Annotated in this window: 15 protein-coding genes; 8 read left to right on the forward strand and 7 right to left on the reverse strand. The window is 65.5% G+C overall.

All coding sequences use genetic code 11. The features are described 5' to 3' along the window. Positions 1–619 precede the first annotated feature (619 nt). From NOV21_RS04170 to cydC, 5 genes are all read left to right on the forward strand, one after another. The gene (locus NOV21_RS04170; RefSeq protein WP_283171592.1) at positions 620–1,258 is read left to right on the forward strand and encodes a lactate utilization protein; all 639 of its coding nucleotides are present in this window, start codon (positions 620–622) and stop codon (positions 1,256–1,258) included. A gap of 18 nt (positions 1,259–1,276) precedes the next feature. Next, positions 1,277–2,026 (forward strand): YqhA family protein, encoded by a 750-nt coding sequence (locus NOV21_RS04175; protein WP_283171591.1) that lies wholly within the window; start codon positions 1,277–1,279, stop codon positions 2,024–2,026. Positions 2,027–2,181: 155 nt separating this feature from the next. After that, positions 2,182–4,794 (forward strand): DEAD/DEAH box helicase, encoded by a 2,613-nt coding sequence (locus NOV21_RS04180; RefSeq protein WP_283171590.1) that lies wholly within the window; start codon positions 2,182–2,184, stop codon positions 4,792–4,794. Positions 4,795–4,884: 90 nt separating this feature from the next. Continuing rightward, complete coding sequence (cydD, locus tag NOV21_RS04185) at positions 4,885–6,645, forward strand: thiol reductant ABC exporter subunit CydD (protein ID WP_283171589.1); 1,761 nt, start codon at positions 4,885–4,887, stop codon at positions 6,643–6,645. Next, positions 6,632–8,335 (forward strand): thiol reductant ABC exporter subunit CydC, encoded by a 1,704-nt coding sequence (gene cydC, locus NOV21_RS04190; RefSeq protein WP_283171588.1) that lies wholly within the window; start codon positions 6,632–6,634, stop codon positions 8,333–8,335. Before cydD ends, cydC begins: the two co-directional genes overlap by 14 nt. 108 nt (positions 8,336–8,443) lie before the next feature. Here the strand turns inward: cydC and NOV21_RS04195 are convergent, their stop codons facing one another. The 4 genes from NOV21_RS04195 to NOV21_RS04210 all read right to left on the reverse strand — a co-directional run bounded on the left by NOV21_RS04195 (position 8,444) and on the right by NOV21_RS04210 (position 14,725). After that, complete coding sequence (locus tag NOV21_RS04195; protein ID WP_283171587.1) at positions 8,444–8,992, reverse strand: LOG family protein; 549 nt, start codon at positions 8,990–8,992, stop codon at positions 8,444–8,446. An 86-nt stretch (positions 8,993–9,078) separates the two neighbouring features. Then, positions 9,079–11,796, reverse strand: a complete 2,718-nt coding sequence (gene fdhF, locus NOV21_RS04200; RefSeq protein WP_428978407.1) for a formate dehydrogenase subunit alpha — start codon at positions 11,794–11,796, stop codon at positions 9,079–9,081. Between the two features lies 1 nt (position 11,797). Continuing rightward, positions 11,798–13,636 carry an NAD(P)-binding protein gene (locus tag NOV21_RS04205; protein WP_283171585.1) on the reverse strand — a complete coding sequence of 613 codons (1,839 nt, stop codon included), beginning with the start codon at positions 13,634–13,636 and terminating at the stop codon, positions 11,798–11,800. A gap of 252 nt (positions 13,637–13,888) precedes the next feature. Further along, positions 13,889–14,725, reverse strand: coding sequence for a deoxyribonuclease IV (locus tag NOV21_RS04210; protein WP_283171584.1), 837 nt, complete (start codon positions 14,723–14,725; stop codon positions 13,889–13,891). A 110-nt stretch (positions 14,726–14,835) separates the two neighbouring features. On the opposite strand from NOV21_RS04210, the gene NOV21_RS04215 reads away from it, so the two are divergent. After that, positions 14,836–15,624 carry a protein-ADP-ribose hydrolase gene (locus tag NOV21_RS04215; protein WP_283171583.1) on the forward strand — a complete coding sequence of 263 codons (789 nt, stop codon included), beginning with the start codon at positions 14,836–14,838 and terminating at the stop codon, positions 15,622–15,624. A gap of 112 nt (positions 15,625–15,736) precedes the next feature. Here NOV21_RS04215 and NOV21_RS04220 read toward each other — a convergent pair whose 3' ends face one another. Next, the gene (locus NOV21_RS04220) at positions 15,737–16,516 is read right to left on the reverse strand and encodes an HAD-IIB family hydrolase (protein WP_283171582.1); all 780 of its coding nucleotides are present in this window, start codon (positions 16,514–16,516) and stop codon (positions 15,737–15,739) included. A 203-nt stretch (positions 16,517–16,719) separates the two neighbouring features. Here NOV21_RS04220 and NOV21_RS04225 point away from each other — a divergent pair, with 203 nt between their 5' ends. Continuing rightward, the gene (locus tag NOV21_RS04225; protein WP_283171581.1) at positions 16,720–17,451 is read left to right on the forward strand and encodes an NAD(P)H-hydrate epimerase; all 732 of its coding nucleotides are present in this window, start codon (positions 16,720–16,722) and stop codon (positions 17,449–17,451) included. On the opposite strand, the gene fdhD is transcribed toward NOV21_RS04225, so the two are convergent. Together fdhD and NOV21_RS04235 are read right to left on the reverse strand one after the other, a co-directional pair. Beyond that, positions 17,448–18,344: a formate dehydrogenase accessory sulfurtransferase FdhD gene (gene fdhD / locus NOV21_RS04230; protein WP_283171580.1), complete on the reverse strand. Its 897-nt coding sequence runs from the start codon at positions 18,342–18,344 to the stop codon at positions 17,448–17,450. The genes NOV21_RS04225 and fdhD overlap by 4 nt on opposite strands. A 22-nt stretch (positions 18,345–18,366) precedes the next feature. Beyond that, on the reverse strand, positions 18,367–19,584 hold the full coding sequence (locus NOV21_RS04235) for a glycosyltransferase family 4 protein (protein ID WP_283171579.1): 1,218 nt from the start codon (positions 19,582–19,584) through the stop codon (positions 18,367–18,369). A 203-nt stretch (positions 19,585–19,787) separates the two neighbouring features. On the opposite strand from NOV21_RS04235, the gene NOV21_RS04240 reads away from it, so the two are divergent. Further along, positions 19,788–21,476 carry an L-lactate permease gene (locus NOV21_RS04240; RefSeq protein WP_283171578.1) on the forward strand — a complete coding sequence of 563 codons (1,689 nt, stop codon included), beginning with the start codon at positions 19,788–19,790 and terminating at the stop codon, positions 21,474–21,476. Positions 21,477–21,780 lie beyond the last annotated feature (304 nt).

Here is a 21,780-nt window from a genome sequence, read left to right on the forward strand (position 1 = left end):
TCCGCGATGCGGTTCATTGCGCCCAGAAGCATTCGATATTCGACTGTCAAAGTGCAAATCCAAACAAAACTAGAGACTTTGAAAAATCTCTAATCAGGTCTTGACTTCATATAGCTGGTCTCCTTTCCTCCACGAGGCGCCTCCGCTTCACTTCGCTCGCATGTTGACGCAAAACCCTCGATGCGCGGTCGGCGGCATCATCGGTGAAATACTGCTTCACGCGCTCTCGCCCTTGGGAGTCGAGCGCGATGGGCATGACGATGCGCACGATGACAAGATAAAATCGCTCCGAAAGCCCCCGCGTAGATGAGGTCCTTGGTGTTGAGCTTGTTTTTCATGAACATGCCTTTCCGATAAAGTTTTGGCTTAAGTTAGGATTCTCTACCATAGTAGGGCAAGCAATTTCAGCATTGAAAGTTACTTCTGAAGATTGCCTAAGCGATAAAAATTAATGTCCGATAGATAAAGCATGTACGCAACAGGCTCACATGGGGCTTCGCCGGTTCCTGTGGGCCTATAGGCGTTCCGGAAGAGCGATCGACCTTACACTGCGGCAACGAAAGACAGCATGGGAAAGTGGCGTATCATGAACCGTGCAGGCTTCGACGGAAGGAATCCCATGCATCAGGCGAAGAAAGAATTCTACCGAAAACTCGGGACGACGATGGTCAAGAAGTTCGCGCGCCGCGGCATCGATGCGGTGTACTGCGAGACGGCGGACGAAGCCCGCCGAAAGGCGCTCGAGATGATGCCCGCCGGCAGCAGCGTCACCTGGGGCGGATCGATGACCATCGAGGACATCGGCCTGCTCGACGCGGTGCGCGCGGGCGACTACGCCATCATCGATCGCCAGGACAAGGGTCCCGGCGAAGACCCGCGCATCATGCTCTCCAAGCAGATGATGGCGGACTACTTCCTCATGAGCACGAATGCGTTCACGGAGGACGGCGAGCTGGTGAACATCGACGGCATGGGCACGCGCCTATGCTTCTTGGCGTGCGGTCCCGCCCATGTGCTCGTGATCGCGGGCATGCAGAAGGCCTGCCGCGACGTGCCCAGCGCGATCCGACGCGTGCACGACCTGGCAAGCCCGCCGAACTGCATGCGCTTGAACCTGAAAACCCCCTGTGCGACGACCGGCCAATGCGCCGACTGCAACAGTCCCGACTGCATCTGCTGTTCGGAGGTCATCACGCGGCACAGCCGCACACCGCATCGCATCACCGTGCTGATGGTGGGCGAAGATCTGGGATTCTAGACGTTGGAAGCACTCTCTATGGATGACATGAACCCTAAAAAGCCAAACCAATCATCCCCTGCACCGCGTGGCGATAAGGCGTCGTTCGCCCAGGCTGCGTTGGAGGCGGAAGTCGCGGAGGCCATCCCAAGCGCCAATCCCGATCTTCTGGAATCCGCATCGCAGGCGTATGTCGAAACGATGACCGCCCGCGTGGAGGAAGCGGCGCGGGCGGCGGCAAACGACCATGCCGAGCGCTTGAAGATGCGCCGCGAGAGCAACGAGCGCGTGGCGAGCAGGCTCCGCATGATCACCGGCTGGACGCGCGCGATCGCCGCCATCCCCGCGCTCGGCCTGTTCTTCGCCTCCCTTGCCATCTCCATCAACGCCTTGGTCGCGGTCATCTCCACGACGCTCACCTTCGCAACGGGAAGCGCCGTGTACAGCGCCACGGAGGGCGCCGACGTCCATTCGCTCCTGAATCTGGCGATCGAGTACGTGGAGTACACGGACATGTTCCTGCTGGCCGTCGCCCTGTACATCATGGCGCTCGGCCTGGTATGCCTATTCATCAGCGACAAGATCCCCCTGCCAGGATGGCTCGGCTTCCATGACTTCGACGATCTGAAGGAACGCCTGGTCAGCGTCATCTGCGTCATGATGGGGGTATATTTCCTGGGCCAGGTGCTCCAGGGCAGCACCGGGACCGATCTGTTGATGCTCGCAGCGGGAATCGGCATCGTGATCATCTCCCTCACGCTCTTCGTCCGGCATGTCATCATGCATTGATGAGGATTCGAGCAGGAACTGGCAACGAGCGCTGGGTCGGCGAAACGAGGGTCCGCTCCAAGACGGACCGGGCATCGCTTGCGTCGAGGATCCCCGCCCGGTCGGCTGGCAGCGCCTAAACGGTGATCCACGCCCTCGAATGGACGCGTTTCGGTATGATGGAGCGCACGAACCGCGCGGAAGGCATTGCATTGATCGAAGACGCTGACGCATACGGGTCCTTGGGCACGCTCGCCGACGACCTTTGGAGCAAGGACGCCGACGGAGGCGCTCCGGCCACCGATGAGGACATCCTCGAAGCTTATCTGGAATGGTGCGCAGAGAGGGGCATCGAGCTGTGGCCGCACCAGGAGGACGCCTGCCTGGCCCTCGCCGCGGGGGACCACGTGATCCTGGGCACCCCCACGGGCAGCGGGAAGAGCATGGTGGCCCTGTTCCAGCACTTCCTCGCATTGGCGCGCGACGAGCGCTGCTACTACACCGCCCCCATCAAAGCGCTGGCCAGCGAAAAGTTCTTCAACCTGGTCGGCTATTTCGGCAAGGAATACGTGGGCATGATCACGGGGGACGTGCGCATCAACACCGAAGCCCCCATCATCTGCTGCACGGCGGAGATCTTGGCGAACGACGCCCTGCGCATGGGCGCGGAGGCCGATATCGCGCGCGTTGCGGCGGACGAGTTCCACTTCTTCGCAGACCCCGACCGCGGATGGGCATGGCAGGTCCCGCTGCTCACGCTGCCGCACGTGCAATTCCTGCTGATGAGCGCCACGCTGGGGGACGTCGGCCACATCGAGGGGGCGCTTGAACGCCAAACCGGCCGCTCGGTAGACGTGATCGCCGACGCCCCGCGCCCCGTGCCGCTGGAATGGGAGTACGTGGACACGGCCCTCGAAGGGACCGTGGAGCTTGCCGTGCGCGAGGGCAAAACGCCGCTCTACATCGTCCATTTCTCGCAGGACGCCGCGCTGTCGAGCGCGCAGGCCCTGGCAAGCACCGGCATCACCACCAAGGAGCAGCGGAACGCCATCAAGGAGGCGAGCCGCGGCACGCGCTTCTCCACCGCGTTCGGCAAGACGCTCAAGCGCCTTCTGGAATGCGGCGTGGGCGTGCATCATGCGGGCATGCTGCCGCGCTACCGCCTGCTGGTGGAGAAGCTGGCCCAGCAGGGGCTGCTCCCCATCATATGCGGCACCGACACCCTGGGCGTGGGGATCAACGTGCCCATCCGCACCGTGGTGCTCACGCAGCTGACCAAGTTCGACGGGCACCGCATGCGCCGGTTGCGCGCACGCGAGTTCCACCAGATCGCCGGGCGAGCGGGACGTGCCGGATTCGACACGGAAGGCCTGGTCATAGCCGAAGCGCCCGAGCATGACATCGAAAACGCGAAGGCGCTCGCCAAAGCGGGCAATGACGAGGGGAAGCGGCGCAAGATCAAGAAGAAGCACGCCCCCGAGGGGTTCGTCAACTGGAACAAGGGGACGTTCGACAAGCTGATCGAGGCGCAGCCCGAGATGCTCAAGCCGCGCCTTCGCATCACCCACGCCATCGCCTTGGCGGAGGCGATGCAGGGCGGGGATGCCCATGCCCGCACGTTGAAGCTCGTCGCCGACAGCCTCCAGACCGACGAGGAGAAGGCGGCCCTCGCCCAGCGCACGGCGGAGATCTTCGCCACGCTCGAGGCGTCCGACGTGGTGCAGCATACGGTGCGGGAGGACGGGTCGATCGAGTACGGCACCACCGTCGACCTGCCCGACGATTTCGCGCTCGACCAGCCGCTTTCGCCTTTCCTGCTGGCAGCGCTCGAGCTGCTCGATCCGGAGGACGAGGGCTACGCCCTCGACGCGATCTCGCTCGCCGAGGCGACGTTGGAGGATCCGCGCCAGGTGTTGCGCGCCCAAGAGCGGCGCGAGCGCGACCGGGCGATGGCGGCGATGAAGGCCGAGGGCGTGGAATACGAGGAGCGCTTGGAGCGCTTGCAGGAGGTCACCTATCCCAAGCCTCTCGAAGACCTGCTGGAAGGCGCCTTCGCCCGCTATTGCCAGGACGTCCCTTGGGCGCGCGACTTCGAGCTGAGGCCCAAGAGCGTGCTGCGCGATATGGTGGAGACGTCCGCGAACTTCAAGGGATACATCGCCGGGTTGGGAATCGCCCGCAGCGAGGGGCTGCTCCTGCGCTACCTCTCCGACGCCTATCGCGTGCTCGGCCGTACCATCCCCGAGGAGAAGCGCGACGAGCGCCTGCACGACATCACCAGCTGGCTGGGATTCATGGTGCGCTCGATCGACAGCAGCCTGGTGGACGAATGGGAAGCGGCGGGGACGCTGCCGGAGAACGCGCCGCCCGCCGCCCCCGATGCGGTGGTGCGCGACCGCCGCGCCGTCACGCTCACCGTGCGCAACGCGCTGTTCGCCCGCGTGCGCCTGGCCGCGGGCAGATGCGTCCGCGAGCTGGGCGCGCTCGACACTGACTGGGGGTGCAACGCCCGCGTGTGGCAGCAGGTCCTCGACGGCTACTACGACGAGCACCAGGAGGTGCTGCTCGATGGAGACGCCCGCAGCACCGCGTACTTCGAGATCGACGAGACGGATGAGAAGGCCGCGCACGTGTGGCATGTGCGCCAGACGTTCAAAGACGAGGATGACGACCGCGATTTCGCCATATGGGCGGACGTCGATCTGGATGCGACCCAAGACACGGGGGACGCGGTTTTCTCCCGCTACCGCGTCGACTTCGTGGAAAACCTGCTGGAACAGGGCGCCTAGCGCGAAAAAGATGCCCTAGCCGGGGTATATGGCCCCGTCGCAGACCCCCTTATAATCTATGTCACCTGAAATCGAGCGGAGGAGGAGCACGTGGCCGAATCGGACAAGCCTTCCCTGCTTGCCTTGCCCGGGGCGAAAGCGCAGCTGGCGGCATTGACGGCATTCGCCTTGGCGCAGGCCGCCTGCATCGTAGCGCTCTCGCTCGCGCTCGCCGCCGCGCTTGCGAACATGTGGGCGGGCGAGGACGCCCTCTCACAGCTGGGGCTCATCGCAGTCGTCTTCAGCGGATTCCTGGGGCAGCGGCTGCTCGTGATCGCGCAGGACGCCGTCATCGGCCGCTACGCCCGGCAGCGCGCCGACGAACTGCGCAACGAGCTTCTGGAATGCGTCTTCGTCGACCAAACGCACGTGGCGCTCGACCAGGGCGCGGCGGCGACGGTCTCGCAGGCAATCGAAGGCACCGCGCAGGTCGAATCGTATATCCGCCTCATCCTCCCGAAGATGGTCGGGGTCGTTGCGCTCACCGTGCCGCTGCTCGCCTGCGTGTTTGCCCTCGACTGGGTCTCGGGGCTCATCCTCGTGCTGGTCTTCCCCATCGTCGCGCTGTTCATGGCCATATTGGGGAAGATGGCCCGCGAGTACGCGGAGCAGCAGTTCGGCGCGTACAACCGGATGGCGAACTCGTTCATCGACACGCTGCGCGGATTGGGGACCCTCGTCGCGTTCGGCGCATCGAGGAAGGAGCGCGACTCGATATTCTCCTCGAGCGAGAAGTTCCGCGAAGCGACCATGCGAACGCTGGAGGTCGCGACCCTGTCGGGCGCGGCGTTGGATCTGATCTGCGTGATGGGCCTGGCGGCCATCGCGATCATGCTGGCGTTCCGCCTCATGGACGGATCGCTCGCGCTCCGCACGGGGCTCGCCTGCCTGATCCTCGCCCCCGAGGTCACCAACCCCCTGCGCACCTTCGCCGCCGATTTCCACGCAAGCCTCGACGGTCGCAGCGCGCTCAAACATGCGCAGAAGCTGATCGCGGAGAGCAGGTCGCGCAAGGGAGATGCATCCGACCTGCGGATCGGCGAGTGGTCGGGCGAATCCGTTTTGAAGCTCGACGGCATCGGCTTCTCCTACGGCACCGGAGCGGGACGCGGCGCCGCCATCGGCCATGCGACATTCGAAGCTCGCGGATTCCAGCGTATCGGAATCGTGGGGACGAGCGGCAGCGGGAAGAGCACGCTCGCGGCGCTGCTCGGGGGGTTCGAGGTCCCCACGGCCGGCTCATTCGAGATCGATGGCGGAACAACGCCCAGCTTGCGCATGCCGTCATGGCAGCGCCAGGTGCTCTTCGTCCCCCAAAACCCCACGATCTTCCACGACACCCTGCGCACCAACCTGGCTTTCTACACCCCCGACGCGCCCGATGGCATCGTCGAGCAGGCGGCGCGGACCGTCGGCTTGGACGGGTTGGTCGAGCAGCTTCCCCAAGGGCTGGACACCGTCATCGGGGAAGGCGGCCGGGGGCTTTCCGGCGGGCAAGCCCAGCGCATCGCCCTAGCTCGGGCGCTGCTCGACCCCGCCCGGCGCATCCTCATATTCGACGAGCCGACCGCGCATCTCGACATCGAGGTGGAACTCGAGCTGAAGGAGCGCATGATCCCCCTGATGGAGGGCCGATTGGTCTTCTTCTGCACGCACCGGCTCCATTGGCTGAAGCAGATGGACCGGGTCGTCGTGCTGGACGGGGGATCCGTCGTCCAGCAAGGTGCGCCCGACGAGCTGCTCGCCGTCGAAGGCCCGCTCACCGCGATGGCGCGCACCCTCGGGGCGGGAGGTGCCCATGACGTGGCTTAAGCCGTACATCGCCCGCTACCGTGCGCAGCTCGCCCGCTCCTGCGCGCTCGGCCTCGCAGCCGCATGCGCCTCCGTCCTGCTTATGTTCACCAGCGGCTTTCTGATCAGCCGCACCGCCGAGCCCGATACGCTGCTGTTCGCCATCATGGTGCCCATCGCCTTCGTCCAGATCTTCGGGTTGGGCAAGCCCATCGCACGCTACTTCCAGCGGCTGGCAAGCCACGATTGGGTGTTCCGCCTGACGAGCCAGCTGCGTGCCCGCCTCTACCGCGCCCTCGAAGCCGACTCGACAGCCCTTGGATCCGGCCATGGCACCGGCGAGGTGCTCGGCACGCTCTCCGAGGACATCGGCCACCTGCAGAACCTGTTCCTGCGCATCGTCCTCCCCTCGTTGATAGCGGTTGCCGCCTGCCTGCTCATCGTCTTCGCGCTCTTTTTCGTGGACGCGGCCTTCGCCCTGGCGGCGCTTGCGACATTCGCGCTCGCCGCAGGTGCCGTGCCCTTCGCGGCGTATGCGGCGAGCCGCGGGAAGGCGACGGCGGTGCAAGCCGCGACGAGGAGCGAGTACGAAACGCTCACCAACAACGTCTTGGGATCCGCGGATTGGATCCTTTCGGGGCGGGGCGCCGATTGCGTGCATTCGTGTGCGGAGGAACGGCGCGCGCTGCAGCGCGACCGCGCATCGCTGATGCGCCGGGAACGCGTGATCGACGCGTTGCAGGCGCTCGTGCTGGCGATGGCGGCATGCGCGGTCATCATTTGGGCGGGCACGACGTTCTCAGGAGCCCCCAACTGGATTGCCGCGTTCGCCATCGGGTTCTTCCCCATAGCCGAGATAGTGTTCCCGCTTCCCCGGTCTGCCGCCGGCGTGCACGCGCACACCGAGGCGCTGCAGCGCCTCGAGGGCATCGAAAAAGCGGCTTGCGAAGCCCGGAGTGCCGACGATGCCGCCCCTCCCGCGCGAGCGGGAGGGGTAGTGCGCCCATCGTCCCCCGCACGCGGATCGATCGACATCCGCGATGTCGGTTTCACCTACCCCGGTTCCGCGCGCGAGGCGGTGCGCCGCATCACGCTCCATGTGCGGCCGGGCGAGAGCATCGCCCTCCTCGGACGCAGCGGAAGCGGCAAGAGCACGCTCGCCGCCCTCATCCACGGGGACCTCGCCCCCCAGGATGGCACCATCCGCGTCGGGGGCGCGGTGGGCATACTCCACCAGCAAGCGTACCTGTTCAACCGCACGATCCGCGATAACCTGACGCTGGGCGTCCTGCCCGGCGGCGATGACGAGCTCATGGATGCCTTGGATGCCGTCGGGCTCGCAAGCATGGTCCGCGCGCTCCCCCGAGGGCTCGACACGCTGGTCGCGGAAGGCGGCGCGAATTTCTCGGGCGGGCAGCGTCAGCGCATCGCGCTCGCCCGCTTGCTGATCGCCCGCACGCCCATCGTGCTTTTGGACGAGCCCTTCGCCGCCCTCGACCCCGAAACCGAGGCATCGCTCCAAAACACCCTCTTCGGCGCGTTCTCCGACCGCACGCTCGTGGTGATCACGCACCATCTGCAGGGCATAGAGCGGTTCGACCGGGTGGCATTCATCGAAGACGGGCGCGTGGAGATGGAGGGCGCGCCCGCGGACCTTGCATCCGCGAACGCGCGCTTCAGAAAGCTGCTCGCTTTCGACAGGGGGATCTAATCCTCGCTGCCTACCACGTCATCCATGCCGATGATGGTGGCGCCCAGCGGGATCGTGGATGATGGCATCTTGCGGCTGACGCCGATGCGGTCTTCCAGGGTTTCGATGTCAGAAGCACGCAGCCAGCTCGCGAGGGGTTTGGGGGAAGCGGATCCGCGCCAGCAGCGATTCGCTTGTGAAGCCTTGGGCGCACATGATGCGGAGCTGGGCTTGCAGGGGCGCGTAGAAGCCGTTCCGGCTGTAGAACACGCACCCGCCGGGGGCGACGTCCGGACGGACGCCCACGTCGAACAGCTTCATATCGGAGACGACCTCGGAAATCTCCTCTAAAGTGCCCGGCCCGCCCGGCAGCGCGACGAAGGCATCGCCCAGCTCGATCATCTTCTCCTTGCGCTCCGTCATGGTATCCACCATATGCAGCTCGGTCAGACCCTGCTGCGCGGGTTCGCGCCGGGTGAGGAACCGCGGCATGATGCCGACCACGCGTCCCCCGCCCGCAAGGACGCCCCGCGCGGCGATTCCCATCATCCCCGTGCTGCAACCGCCGTAGACCATGGTGTGCCCGCCCCGCACGATCACGTGCGCCATCTCGCAGGCGGCATCCTCGAAGACGGAATCGTTTCCGGAAGAAGACCCCAGGTAGACCGTTATGTTCATATCGCACTCCTTCGGCGCGGAAGACAAAAGGCGCCCACCCATTGTGCCACATCGCGCGGCGCGCCGGGCGGGCGCCCCAACGGTTCCTACGCTCGCGCGATCCTCACCGCGCACACCTTGAACTCGGGCACCTTGCAGATGGCGTCCAATGCGCCATTCGTCAGCCAGTTCGCGTTGCCGTCCTGGAAATGGAACGGCATCCACACATCGCCCGGGCGTGTGCGATCGCTTACGCGGGCCGTGGCGACGACTTCGCCGCGACGGCTGGCGACCTTCACGCGCGCGCCGTCGGGGATGCCCAGCTTCTTGGCATCCTTGGTGTTCACCTCGATGAAGGACTCGCCGGCGATCTCGTTCAAGCCTTCGGTGCGGCCGGTCATGGCGCAGGCGTTGTACTGGTACAGCACACGCCCGGTCATCAGCACCAAGGGGTACTCGTCATCGGGGAGCTCGGCGCTCTCCTTGTAGCCCGACACCGAATAGCCGCCCTTCCCGCGGGCGAACTCGCCCACGTGCATGATGGGGGTGCCGGGATGGCCCGGCCCCACGCACGGCCACTGCAACGACTTCTCCCGGCATTCCCCCGAATCGAGCCGCGCGTGGCTCACGCCTGCGAAGCTCGGCGTGAGGCCGGCGATCTCGTCCATGATCTGCGCCGCGGAGAGCTCGGGCTGCGCATACCCCATGCGGTTCATGATCTGCGTGAAGATCCATGTGTCCAGCTGGGGGCCCTCCGGTCCGTCCACCGCCTTGCGCACGCGCTGGATGCGCCGCTCGGTGTTGTCGAACGTGCCCTCTTTCTCGGCGAAGCTGCGGCCCGGCAGGATCACGTCGGCGTATTTGGCCGTCTCGGTCATGAACAGCTCGTCCATCACCAAAAATTCCAGGCTCTCGAGTGCGCGAATCACGTGATGCGTGTCGGGATCGGTGCGGACGGGGTCCTCGCCGAATATGAACAGGCCCTTGACCTGGCCCGTGATGGCGGCAGGAAAGACCTCGGTGGCCATCAGGCCCTCCTCAGACGGGATGGGGTGCCCCCATCCGGCGGCGAACTTCTCGCGGACGGCCTCGTCGGCCACCTTCTGATATCCGGTCAGGTCGTTAGGCGATGCGCCCATATCACAGGCACCCTGCACGTTGTTTTGGCCGCGCAGCGGGTTGACGCCGCATCCGGGTCTGCCGAGCTTGCCGCACACCATGGCGATGTTCGACAGGGCCATGACCCCGTCGGTACCGGTGGAATGTTCGGCCACGCCCAGACAGTACAGGATCGGCGCGGCTTTGGCCCGGCCGTACATCTTTGCCGCCGCCACCAGGTCGCGGGCATCGATGCCGCAGATCGCGGCGACGCGCTCGGGCGTGTACCCCGCCACGGCGCGCACGAGGTCCTCGTATCCTTCGGTTCGGTTGCGGATGAAATCTCGATCGACCAACCCCTCTCGGATGAGCACGTGCACCATGCCGTTGGCGAACGCCACGTTGGTGCCCGGCTTCAGCTTCAGGTGGATGTCGGCATGGCTCGCGAGTCCGATCTCGCGTGGGTCGACCACGATGAGCTTCGTGCCATGCTCCACCGCTTGGCGGATCTGCATGCCGAGGACGGGGTGGGCCTCCTCGGGATTGCTCCCCACGAGCATGATCAGATCGGATTCGGCAGTGACGTCGCGGATCGTGTTCGTCATGGCTCCGGATCCCAATGTTGTCGCCAGACCGGCGACCGTGGGAGCGTGTCAAACGCGTGCGCAGTTATCGACATTGTTCGTGTCGAATGCGCACCTCGCCATCTTCTGGAGCATATACACATCTTCGTTGGTGCTGCGGCTGCAGGCGAACGCCGCCAGGGCCTTGCCGCCGTGGCGTTTCTTGATCCGGCCGAACCGCTGCGCCACATAATCAAGCGCCGTATCCCAGCTGACCTCTTCGAACTCTCCGGTCTCGCGATCCTTGATCAGCGGCGCGGTGATGCGGTCGGGGGAATGGACGAAGTCGAAGCTGCCCGAACGGCCCTTCACGCAGAGCATGCCCTGGTTGCTATACCCCTGCGCGCCCTCCGAGTCCACGATGCGGCCGTCGCGGGTGATCAGGTCGATCTGGCACCCGACGCCGCAGTGCGGGCACGTGGTGCGCGTGCGCTCGACCTCCCAAGCGCGGTAGTCGCGCTGGCGTTTTTCCGTGATGGCGCCCGTGGGGCATGCCTGGGCGCAGTTGCCGCAGCTCTCGCAATCGGTCGCACGCCAATCCGGGCCGAACGGCGCTAAGATCGTGGTGCGCAGTCCCTTCTTCCCGGTCTGCAGCGTATGGTTGGCGGCTTGGTTGTTGCAGGCGCCGATGCACCGCTGGCACTTGATGCACAGGTTCGCATCGTAGGCCAGAAACGGGTTGTCCTCCAGCACCGGTTTGCGCAGGTTGGGCGTAGTGCGTTCGAATGGCGTGTCCTCCACGCCGCATTCGTGGCACACGGCCTGAAGCTCGCACGAACCGTTCTGCGCGCAGCTGAAGCAGTAGTTGGTGGTGTTCAGGCCATGGTCAGCAAGGATCAGCTGCAGCGCCAATGTGCGGTACACCTCCACGCGCTTCGTCTTCGTGTGCACCGCCATGCCGTCGCGCACGGGCGTGTTGCATGCGGTGGTCAGGCCTTGGACGCCCTCCACCTCGACGCTGCACACGCGGCACGAGCCGATGCTGCTGACATCCTTCAGATAGCACAGCGTGGGGATGCGGATCCCCGCCTGCTCGGCGGCGTCGACGATGACGGTCCCTTCGGGCACCTCGACGCTCGTACCGTCGATCGTGATGGAAACCATATTACTCATAGAGGACCCGCCCCCCTTCCATCGATCCGCAGCCGAATACGTCGCAGCGCAGGCAGCGGCCGCATTCCTGCTCGACTTCCTCTCCACTCATCTCCAGCTCCACGCAGTCGAAATCAAGCTTGCGCTTGGGCGGCCGGCGCTCCGCGATGGTCACGCGGCCGCACGGCGTGCGGTCGTTCTCGCGTGCGGGGGGCGCCTCGACCCCGCAATCCAACTTGTGGTGGAACCCGAGATATTCGTCGATATTGCGGGCGGCAACCTTGCCGGCGCCGATGGCGGCGATGACCGTCAGCGGCCCCGTCTGGCAGTCGCCGCCCACGAAGATGTTATCGTAGCCGTGCGCGCGAAGGTTGTCGTCCGTCACGAACCGGCTGCGATCGAGCGGCAGGCCGAACTCGGCGAAGGGCTCGGAGACGATATCCTGCCCCACGGCCACCAGGATCACGTCCGCGGCGATGCGCTCCTTCGGCTTCGCCGCCGCCTTGGGAGAGGGGCGGCCGCCCTTCACCGTGCTGATGAGCTGGGGCTGGCAGACGAGCGCCGTGCAATGGCCCGCATCGTCGACCTCGATGCGCTCGGGCGACTTCAGGATGAACATCTCAACGCCCTCGGCGATGGCCGCCTCCACCTCCTCGGGGAGCGCCGTCATGTCCTCCAGGCGGCGGCGGTATGCCACGGTCACGCGGCGCGTGCCCAAACGGATCGCCGTGCGGGCGCAGTCCATGGCGACGTTCCCGCCGCCGATGACCACCACGTTCTTCCCGGTGAGGTCGGGGTATTCCTCGTCGCCGATCCGCCCGAGCATGTCGACCGCGCTGTGCACGCCTTCGGCATCGGCCCCTTCCATGTGCAGCGTTTTCCCGGCTTGGGCGCCGATGGCAACGTAGACGGCATCGTAGGCCTCCGCGAGCTCGCGCATCTCCTTCGTGCCGATGTCCGTCTCGGTGTGCAGCGTGATGCCGCCCACCGACATGATGGCGTTCAGATCCTCGTCCAGGCGCTCGCGCGGGAAGCGGTATTTGGGGATGCCGTAGCGCATCATGCCGCCAGCTTGCTTGCGCGCCTCGAACACATGCACCTCGTGCCCCATGAGGGATGCGAAATAGGCGCAGGTCATACCCGAGGGCCCGGCGCCGATCACCGCGATCCTGCGGCCCGAGTCGGGAAGCCGCTCCGGCACGGGGACGGTGTCGGCGGCCGCGTTGTCGACCGCGTACTTCTTTATGCCGCGGATGTTGATGGGGGCGTCGATGATGCCGCGGCGGCACCGCGTCTCGCACGGGTGCTCGCAGATCAGCGCGCACGCCGTGGGGAACGGGTTGTCCTTGCGCACCATCGCCACCGCTCCGGCGGGATCGCCCTCCTGCACGAGCGAGATGTAGCCGGGCACGTTCACATGGGCGGGGCACAGCGTCTCGCAGGGGACCGTCTGGCCGATGCCCGCCTGGCAGGTACGGTCGTGAACATGGCTTTCGTATTCGGCCTCGAATTGCTCGAGTCCCTGCAGCACCAGCTCGCCCGCCTGGTACCCGATAGCGCAATCGCTCTCATCGCGGGCGAACAGGGCTAGCGCCCGCAACTGGACCAATTCCGCAGACGTGGCGGCGCAGTTCAGCACGCGCTGCATCAACTCGACCATTTGGGGAATGCCATCGCGACACGGCACGCATTTCCCGCACGTCTGCACCTCGGCGGCAACCAGAAGGGAAAGCTGCAACGCTATGGGGCAGGTCCCAGGGGGCAGCGACGACACGCGCTTCTGGAACGGATCGAGAAAGGAAGCACTGCGAGCATCATCGTGCGCCGGGGGCGCAACCGAGAGCAAAGCCATAGCCACTCCTTCCCTTGAACATAAACCTCTCCTCCTCAGCGCCTCGGAAGCGAACCCCTCCCAAAACGCGAGAGCGAGTATACCAGCAGATGAGCCGCCTATTCCAGACTTTAGACCTCAGTGAGGGGAAATCGTCAGCACAACGCTATATATAGTAGTGGTAATCGCTTGATAATCCGTGTTGGATACTATATATGCGGTTGAATCATTCGGTTAGAGACGGTACGGGGGGCGTACGGCCGCCTGCGCGGATCAGGCCCGAGCCGCCCTCAATCGGGCTATCTCGTCCGCATACCCTGGTAGATTGTTGGGGGTCTCAAGATAGAAGGGGAGGTCCCGCAACGCCGGATGCGAGATGACGGCGGCAAGGGCGTCGAACCCGATGAATCCCTCCCCGATCTTCTCATGCCTATCCTTGCGCGAGCCGCGAGGATTCTTCGAATCGTTCAGATGCACCGCGCGCAATCGGCCGAGCCCCACGATGCGGTCGAACTCGTCGAGCACGCCGTCCAAATCCCCCACGATGTCGTAGCCCGCATCCCACACGTGGCAGGTGTCCATGCACACGCCCAGATGGCCGTCAAGGTCGACCCGTTCGATGATGGCGGCGATCTCCTCGAAGGTGCGCCCGACCTCGGTGCCCTTGCCCGCCATGGTCTCCAGCAGCACGGTCGTCGTCTGATCGGGCGCCAGCACCTCGTTCAGCGCGGCGGCGATCTTTACGATCCCCACCTCAGAGCCCTGCTTCACATGGCTGCCGGGATGGAAGTTGTACATCTGGTGCGGGGTGGCCTCCATGCGCTCCAAATCGTCCGCGAACGTCTGCAGCGCGAACCCGCGAACCCGCTCGTCGGACGCTGCGGCATTCAACGTGTACGGGGCATGGGCGAGTATGCGGACGATGCCGTGATCGGCGGCATAGGCGCGGAAGGCGTCCACGTCGGCGGGGTCGATGTCCTTCGCCTTGCCCCCGCGCGGGTTCCGCGTGAAGAATTGGAACGTGTTCGCCCCGATCCCCACCGCGGTCCGCGCCATCTTCTCGTAGCCCTTCGAACTCGAAAGGTGGCATCCGATCGTAAGGTCGCCCATGCCTGCCCGCCCCCTCGTCGCCGCCGGCGCGCATCGTATGCGCCGATTCGCCCGCTATTCTGCCGTAACGCGTAAGATAGGCATAGGCGGCGTGCGGAAGGGAGCACATCATGGCTACACGGATCGAACTTCTGAGATGGCTGGTCGGGTATCTTGCCGAAGAGCGTGGCGAGGCGGCGCGCGTTTCTTCCGGGGCGGCGGAAGGCGAGCTTTGGGATACCTTCCGCGCGTTGGTGAACACGCGGCAGCCGCTTCCGGCGACGGACGAGTTCTTCGCGAAACAGGATCATCTATTGAAAAGCATGATCGCCGAAGCGGGGATCGTCAGCCCCGCATCGATTCCCCCGAGCCGCATCGACGGGCGCATCGCCACATGGCGCGGTGACATCACCACCCTCGCCGCCGACGCCATCGTGAATGCGGCGAACAGCCAGATGCTGGGCTGCTGGATTCCGGGCCATTACTGCATCGACAACGCCATCCACACATTCGCGGGCGTGCAGCTCCGCATAGAGTGTGCCCGAATCATGCGGGCGCAGGGCCACCCCGAACCCACCGCGCAGGCGAAGACGACCCCCGCGTACAACCTCCCCGCGCGCTGGATCATCCATACGGTGGGCCCCATCGCCGGGGGGATGCCGCTCCCCCGCCACCGCGAAGAGCTTGCGCGATGCTACCGCGCCTGCCTCGACGCGGCAAGGGGGCTGGAGGGCTGCCGGACCATCGCGTTCTGCTGCATCAGCACCGGCGTCTTCGGGTTCCCCCACAGGGAGGCGGCCGAGATCGCGGTCCGCACGGTGCGCGCATGGTTGGACGCCCATTCCGACGCCGACCTGCGCGTGGTGTTCAACACCTTCCTCGAGGAGGATGACGCCATCTACCGCGAGCTCCTCGCATAAGGGCAATCCCGCGGGCGGCCATCCGCGGGAGGAGAGGTGTCGGCCCTCAGGCGGTGATGGGCCGCCTTGGTCGACCGCGGCGCTCGAATGGGGAGAGCAGGCGGATGGCGGCCTATATCCAACCGAAATGGCGGCAGGCGTTCCATATGCCATCATGCTCCACATCGGAGGTCACGTAATCGGCGCGCGCCTTCAACTGCGGCACGGCGTTGCCCATCGCGATGCTGAACCACCGCTCGTCGAACATCATCATGTCGTTCTCCCCGTCGCCGAACACCACCACCTGGGAAACCGGGGCCCGCAGCCGATCCATCATCTCGGCGATGCCATGCGCCTTGTCGATGGGTTCCACAAACAGGCAGGTTGCGGTCTGCCGTGCATGCGGGATGTGCGCGAGCTCGGCGATCCCCGCTTCGTCCTCCACGCGGCAGGCGATATACACCTTGAGGAACCGTTCGATGCGCCGGTAGTCCATGTCCGCGTCCACCACCGCGCGCATGTAGGTCCCGCCGACCGCCGCGGCGAAGCGCTCGTCGGGCGCATGCCGCACCACCCCGTCATCGGGCGACACCGCCCACGGGATGCGCTTGCGTTCCAGCTCGTCGATGAGCTTGATGCACGCGTCCCGGTCGAGAGGATCGACGCCGAGGAACTCCCCATCGACGACCAGCCCGTTGCCGCCGTCGCACACCATGTTGCGGAAGCCGAGCTCATCGAAGAAGGATTGCGCCATCGCATGGGCGCGCCCGGTGGCGATCGCCGTGAAGTGCCCGCGCTCGCGCAGCAGCCGCAACGCCTCGCGCGCACTCTCCGGGATGACGCGATGCTCGTAGGTGCCGCCCGCGAGCGTCCCGTCGATGTCGAAGAAGAAGTATTTGCGCGCGCCGTCCATAGCCTCCCACCGGGGATCCGCACCCCCGAAGATCCATCCGCCCGACCGGTCGCCTTGCGCCGGCGGGGCCGCGAGCCCTTGAACCCGCGGGCGGGCGCAGCATCCACGTTGCCCGAAACCAACCCGCGCAATCGGTTCCATCTCATTATACTGGGGGTGCGAATCGATTCTTCGAAGATACGCAACGCGATGAAGGAGTCCCCATGGCAAGCGAGTTCGTCCCCACATTCCACACGGCCGACCAGGCGCAGACGCTCGACGTTTCCGCCGTCCTCGAATTGGAGCGGAAGATCGCCGCATCGGGGGCCTCGCTCTTCGACCTGATGAACCGCGCCGGGCTCGCCGTGGCCATGTACGTGGGCGAGCGCCTGGGGCTGGGGACGAACGTGGTGGTGCTCGCCGGAACGGGCAACAACGGCGGCGATGGATGGGTTGCCGCCGAATTGCTTTCGAAGATGGGCGCCCGGGTGACGATCGCCTGCAGCCTGCCGCCCGAGGGCGTGACGGCGCAGCCCGCCCGCGATGCGGCGATCCACGCTGCGCGCTTCGGAAACCGCGCAAGCCTCTCGGTGCTTGCCGAACCCTCCGCCGATGACGTCAAGGGAGCGCTTTCGCAGGCGAACATCGTCATCGACGCCCTGTTGGGAACCGGGTTCGCCGGAACCAGCCTGCGCGGGAGCTCGCTCGAATGGATCCAGCTGCTCGCCGACGAGCAGGCCTCCCGGAAGGCAGCGGGTCGTCAGCTCGCGGTGATCGCCGTCGATGCTCCGAGCGGCGTGAACGCGCAGACCGGCGCGGCAACGGATCCCTGCGTCCGCGCCACCGCCACCATCACGATGATGGCGGCAAAGCCGGGCCTCCTCGCGGAGCCGGGAAGCGCCTACGTGGGCCAGCTGCTGGTGGCGCGCATCTTCCCCCTCGAACAGGTTTCCTAAAAGGCCTCCTGGGGGCATTCCCCCGCCACCACGCCCAGCGGATCGTTGAACACCTTGAAGCTATCCGAATGGGCGCTGCACACCAAGGTGAGGTCGAATTCCTGCGCCATGGCCACCGTCATATCCGTGGGGACCGCCTTCGATATCAGCAGCGGCACGCGCGCGCGGATCGCCTTGACCACCATGTCCGTGGGGATGCGCCCGCTGGTGAACACCGCGCATTCCGCCAGGTCGATCCCATCGCGCAGCGCGCATCCCACCACCTTGTCGAAGGCGTTGTGGCGGCCCAGGTCCTCGCAGCAGTACAGGATCCCATCATCCTTCAGCAGGTAGCAGCTGTGCGCCCCGAACGTCGCCTTGTGGATGGGGGTATCGGCCTCGAACTCGCGCGCCGCCCGAATGACCTGCTCGGGCGACCAGGGGTGGGGCACGACCTTCTCCAGGCCCTCGTCCTTGGTGAAGTAGCCGTTCAATGTGCTGTTGAAGGTGCAGCAGGTGGAAATCTCCTCGACATGACGCCGGCCCAGGTTCGCCTTCCGGTCCTTCAGGCTCACCAGCACGCGCGTGGCATGCTCGCATACCCGTATCTCGTCGACCTCGTCGGGTCCCGAGATCATATCCTCGGTGTAGAGCCTGCCAAGGACGAGCTCGACCAGGTGATCGGCGCTGCACATCAACCGCATCGTCAGCTCGCCGTTCACGAATACGCACACGGCAGCTTCCACCTGCAGGGCGTCTTCGAGTTCCTCGGCGCTCCCATCGGCGGCCACGCGCACGAAAACGCAGCTCTGCTGCACGGGCACGTCACCCGAACTATCGACGATGCGCATGGAGCATCCCTCGCCCTGTCGCACGATGCACTCCGCTGCGGCATCGTTCCTCGTGTTGTCCATCCTGCTTATCCTTCATATGCGATCATGCGGTATGGGCCCCTCCCAGCACACGAAGCATCCGGGCCGCAAGGCCATCCCATGAAAGCGCTGACATCTTGCATTTGCTCGGAGCCATTGTGACAGCATCGCGCAGGGCACGTGCAAGGTTTTTCTCAAACAGGGGCAAATCCTCATGCGCCGGCGTGTCGACGTCGGTCATGCGCGGAGGCTTGACGTATACGATCGGCGCGTCGGGGGCGTACCGCGCCAACCAGGGCCTCACCCCCGGCAAATCGGTCGCAACCGCCCGGCACCCGCAGGCGAGCGCCTCGATGAGCACCAGGGGAAGACCCTCGAAGAACGAGGGCAGAACGAAGGCGTGCGATGCGCGGTACAGGTCCGCAAGCCTGTCTTGGGAAAGCCTCCCCAAGAATTCCACGCGCGCCGCGCAGGCAGCTGCCTGCCGTACGATGCCCTCGTACTCCTCGCGGCTGTTGTACCCGCCGGCAAGCCTCAACACCACGTCGCCTGGCTCGATCCCGGGGATGCGGTCGACAGCGCGCAGAAGCTGCGGCACGCCCTTCTTCCCCCAGATCTTTCCCGCATAGACGATGTTGAGCGTTTCGCCCGCGTGCCATGCGCCCGTGCACGCGCCGCGGTGGAAGATGCGGTCGTTGTACCCCGCCCCCACGACCGCGATGCGCCCGCGGGGAACGCCGTACACCTCGGCGATCTCCTCCGCCTGCGCGTCGTGCAGCGAGAACACCAGGTCCAGGCGGCGAACGCCCTCCCGTATCCATGCTCGCTCCAGGGGGATCTTGCGCATCTGGCGGATATCGGTGCTGTGGCTGATGGCGGCAACCGGGCAGCCCCATGTGCGATGCGCGATCACGCCGCATACCAGGTACAGATGGTGGCAGATGACCAGATCGGGCTGGAACGACGCCAGAACCTCGTCGAGCGCGGCGCCGAACGCGGCCTTGAACTGCGCGACCATCTCCGGGGTCATGTCGCGATAGCGGGTCGCCCTATACGGCATGTTGTCGCTCATGCCCGCGACGGGAAACGGAAGCTCCGGGGTTTCGAACACGACGGGGCGGAAGACCACGCCTTCCGGGAACGCGGGCGCATCCCCCGGTGCGATGCCCGCGACAACCGCCTGGACGTGCCCCAGGCGCGCGAACGCCTTCACGGTTTCGGCCAGGTAGGTGCCGCTTCCCGTGCCGTCCGGTTTTTGCGCACTCACATGAAGTATGTTCACTCGCAGCTCCTCGATCGTTCGGCAATGTAATCGAGCCGGCCCGCGGCGCAAGGTTTCGACCGCAAGGTTGCGGGGCGATGCCGGCACCGCTCACCTAGTTCAGGGAATTCCCCCCGGTAAAAAGGCGTGCCGGTACGATATTATGCCGCTGTCATATCCATTTCGCATACCTTCATCACCGGCTTACAGGGGAAAGGCAACCTATGGGTACGTTCACCGCTCAACTCGCGCCAGTGGGGGGATCGCTCGGGCTGTCAGCGCTCGTCGCATGCATTCCATTGGTCACCTTCTTCATCATGCTGCTCGGGGCCAAGGCCAAGGCGGACGTTTCCGCGGCGGTCGCCTTGGGCGCGGCATTGGTCGTCGCCATCGCGGGTTTCCAGATGCCCGCCGTGTACGCTCTGATCAGCGCCACGCAGGGTCTGGCGTTCGGTTCGTTCCCCATCGTGTTCATTATATTGATGGCGGTATGGTTTTACCAGGTCACCGTCGCATCCGGCCGCAGCGAGGACCTGCGCAAGTTCTTCGACGAGGTGGGCGGCGGAGACATCCGCATCCAGGCGGTGCTGATCGCCTTTTGCTTCGGCGGCCTGCTCGAGGCCCTCGCCGGTTTCGGCGCCCCCATCGCCATCACGGCCACCATGATCATGGCACTGGGCGTGAAGCCCCTGCGCGCGGCGCTCGCCGTCATGCTCGCCAATACGGCGCCCGTCGCCTACGGCGCGGTGGGTACCCCCATCACCACTGCCGGCACTATGGTGGCAAGCGACCCCACCCAGGCGACGGCGGTCGCTACCAACGTCGCGGCCATCTGCGGCCATCAGGCGCCGCTGTTCGCCGTGTTCGTGCCCGTCATCCTCGTCTACATCATAGATGGCTGGAAGGGCGTCAAGGACTCGTGGATCCCCGCCTTCGTCATCGGGATCTCCTTCGCGCTCACCCAGTGGTGGTGCTCCAATTACTTCGCCTACGAGCTGACCGACGTCATCGCCTCGCTCGTGGGCCTGGGCGTGGCCGTCGCCTTCATGCGCGTGTTCAAGCCCCGCGGCGTCAACGAGTGCCGCGCGCGCTTCGACCTTCCCCCCATCGAGGACAGCAAGAAGAGCGACCTCAACGGCAACCGCATCGCCATGGCGCTCGCGCCGTACGCCATCATCGTCGTGGTCTTCGGCATCTGCAAGCTCGGCATCCCCAAGATGCTCGCCGCAACCGATATCAAGATCGCATGGCCCGTCATCGCCGGCAACGTGCTGTCCGCCGCAGGCAGCAATCCGGGCACCACGTTCAACCTGAACCTGCTTTCCACGCCCGGCACGATGATCCTGGTCGCGGGCCTGCTTTCCGCGCTGGTATACACCGTGCACACCGAGCAGGGCCGCTACCGCATGACCATGGGCATGGCGGTGAAGGAGCTCACCACCACCACGTGGAACATGCGCCATTCCGGTCTGACCATCGCGCTGGTCCTGGCGCTCGCCTACGTCATGAACTTCAGCGGCCAGACCATCAGCATCGGCACGTTCCTCGCCGGATCCGGCAGCGCGTTCGCCTTCATCTCGCCCTTCCTCGGCTGGGTGGGCACCGCCGTCACCGGCTCCGACACATCCGCCAACGCCCTGTTCGCCGGCCTGCAGTACAGCGCCGCCAGCAGCAACCCCGCGCTCGCTGCCAGCAACCCCAACCTCTTCCTGGCAGCCAACACCATGGGCGGCGTCATGGGCAAGATGATCAGCCCGCAGTCGCTGGCCATCGCTGCGCTCGCCACCAAGGAGTCCGAGGCGACCATCATGAAGAAGGTCCTTCCCTGGTCCATCTGCTTCGTACTCCTGCTCGCCTGCCTCGTGTTCCTGCAGACGAACATCCTCTCGTTCATGGTGCCCGCCATGGCGTAGGCAGTCCCGTCCTGCACAAGAAGCGGCGCGGAGCGGATCGACGTTCCGCGCCGCTTCTTTTTTCGCTTCGCACCGCCCCTAGCGCAGGAAGATCATGCCCGCAGGGCCGGCGACGGCCTTCCGCCGGACAACCCTAGCGGCAAGCGCCGCGGAACCGGGATCCACTCCGCGGCGCTTGCCGCATACCCCGACCGGCGGGCTCAATTCACCTCGGCCGCGAATGCACTGCCGGCGATCGACGCACGGAAAGCCCGCGGGCGGCGCCCTCGTCCCGCGTAAACCTTCCGGCCCCGCCGCGAACCTC

Source organism: Curtanaerobium respiraculi (assembly GCF_024609215.1).
Classification (GTDB): domain Bacteria; phylum Actinomycetota; class Coriobacteriia; order Coriobacteriales; family Eggerthellaceae; genus Curtanaerobium; species Curtanaerobium respiraculi.

Excerpts from the sequence above, each read along its gene's own strand:
- NOV21_RS04170 (WP_283171592.1), top strand. The coding sequence starts at position 620 with ATGCATCAGGCGAAGAAAGAATTCTACCGAAAACTCGGGACGACGATG.
- NOV21_RS04175 (WP_283171591.1), top strand. The coding sequence starts at position 1,277 with ATGGATGACATGAACCCTAAAAAGCCAAACCAATCATCCCCTGCACCG.
- NOV21_RS04180 (WP_283171590.1), top strand. The coding sequence starts at position 2,182 with ATGATGGAGCGCACGAACCGCGCGGAAGGCATTGCATTGATCGAAGAC.
- cydC (WP_283171588.1), top strand. The coding sequence starts at position 6,632 with ATGACGTGGCTTAAGCCGTACATCGCCCGCTACCGTGCGCAGCTCGCC.
- NOV21_RS04195 (WP_283171587.1), bottom strand. The coding sequence starts at position 8,992 with ATGAACATAACGGTCTACCTGGGGTCTTCTTCCGGAAACGATTCCGTC.
- NOV21_RS04205 (WP_283171585.1), bottom strand. The coding sequence starts at position 13,636 with ATGGCTTTGCTCTCGGTTGCGCCCCCGGCGCACGATGATGCTCGCAGT.
- NOV21_RS04210 (WP_283171584.1), bottom strand. The coding sequence starts at position 14,725 with ATGGGCGACCTTACGATCGGATGCCACCTTTCGAGTTCGAAGGGCTAC.
- NOV21_RS04215 (WP_283171583.1), top strand. The coding sequence starts at position 14,836 with ATGGCTACACGGATCGAACTTCTGAGATGGCTGGTCGGGTATCTTGCC.
- NOV21_RS04220 (WP_283171582.1), bottom strand. The coding sequence starts at position 16,516 with ATGGACGGCGCGCGCAAATACTTCTTCTTCGACATCGACGGGACGCTC.
- NOV21_RS04225 (WP_283171581.1), top strand. The coding sequence starts at position 16,720 with ATGGCAAGCGAGTTCGTCCCCACATTCCACACGGCCGACCAGGCGCAG.
- fdhD (WP_283171580.1), bottom strand. The coding sequence starts at position 18,344 with ATGGACAACACGAGGAACGATGCCGCAGCGGAGTGCATCGTGCGACAG.
- NOV21_RS04240 (WP_283171578.1), top strand. The coding sequence starts at position 19,788 with ATGGGTACGTTCACCGCTCAACTCGCGCCAGTGGGGGGATCGCTCGGG.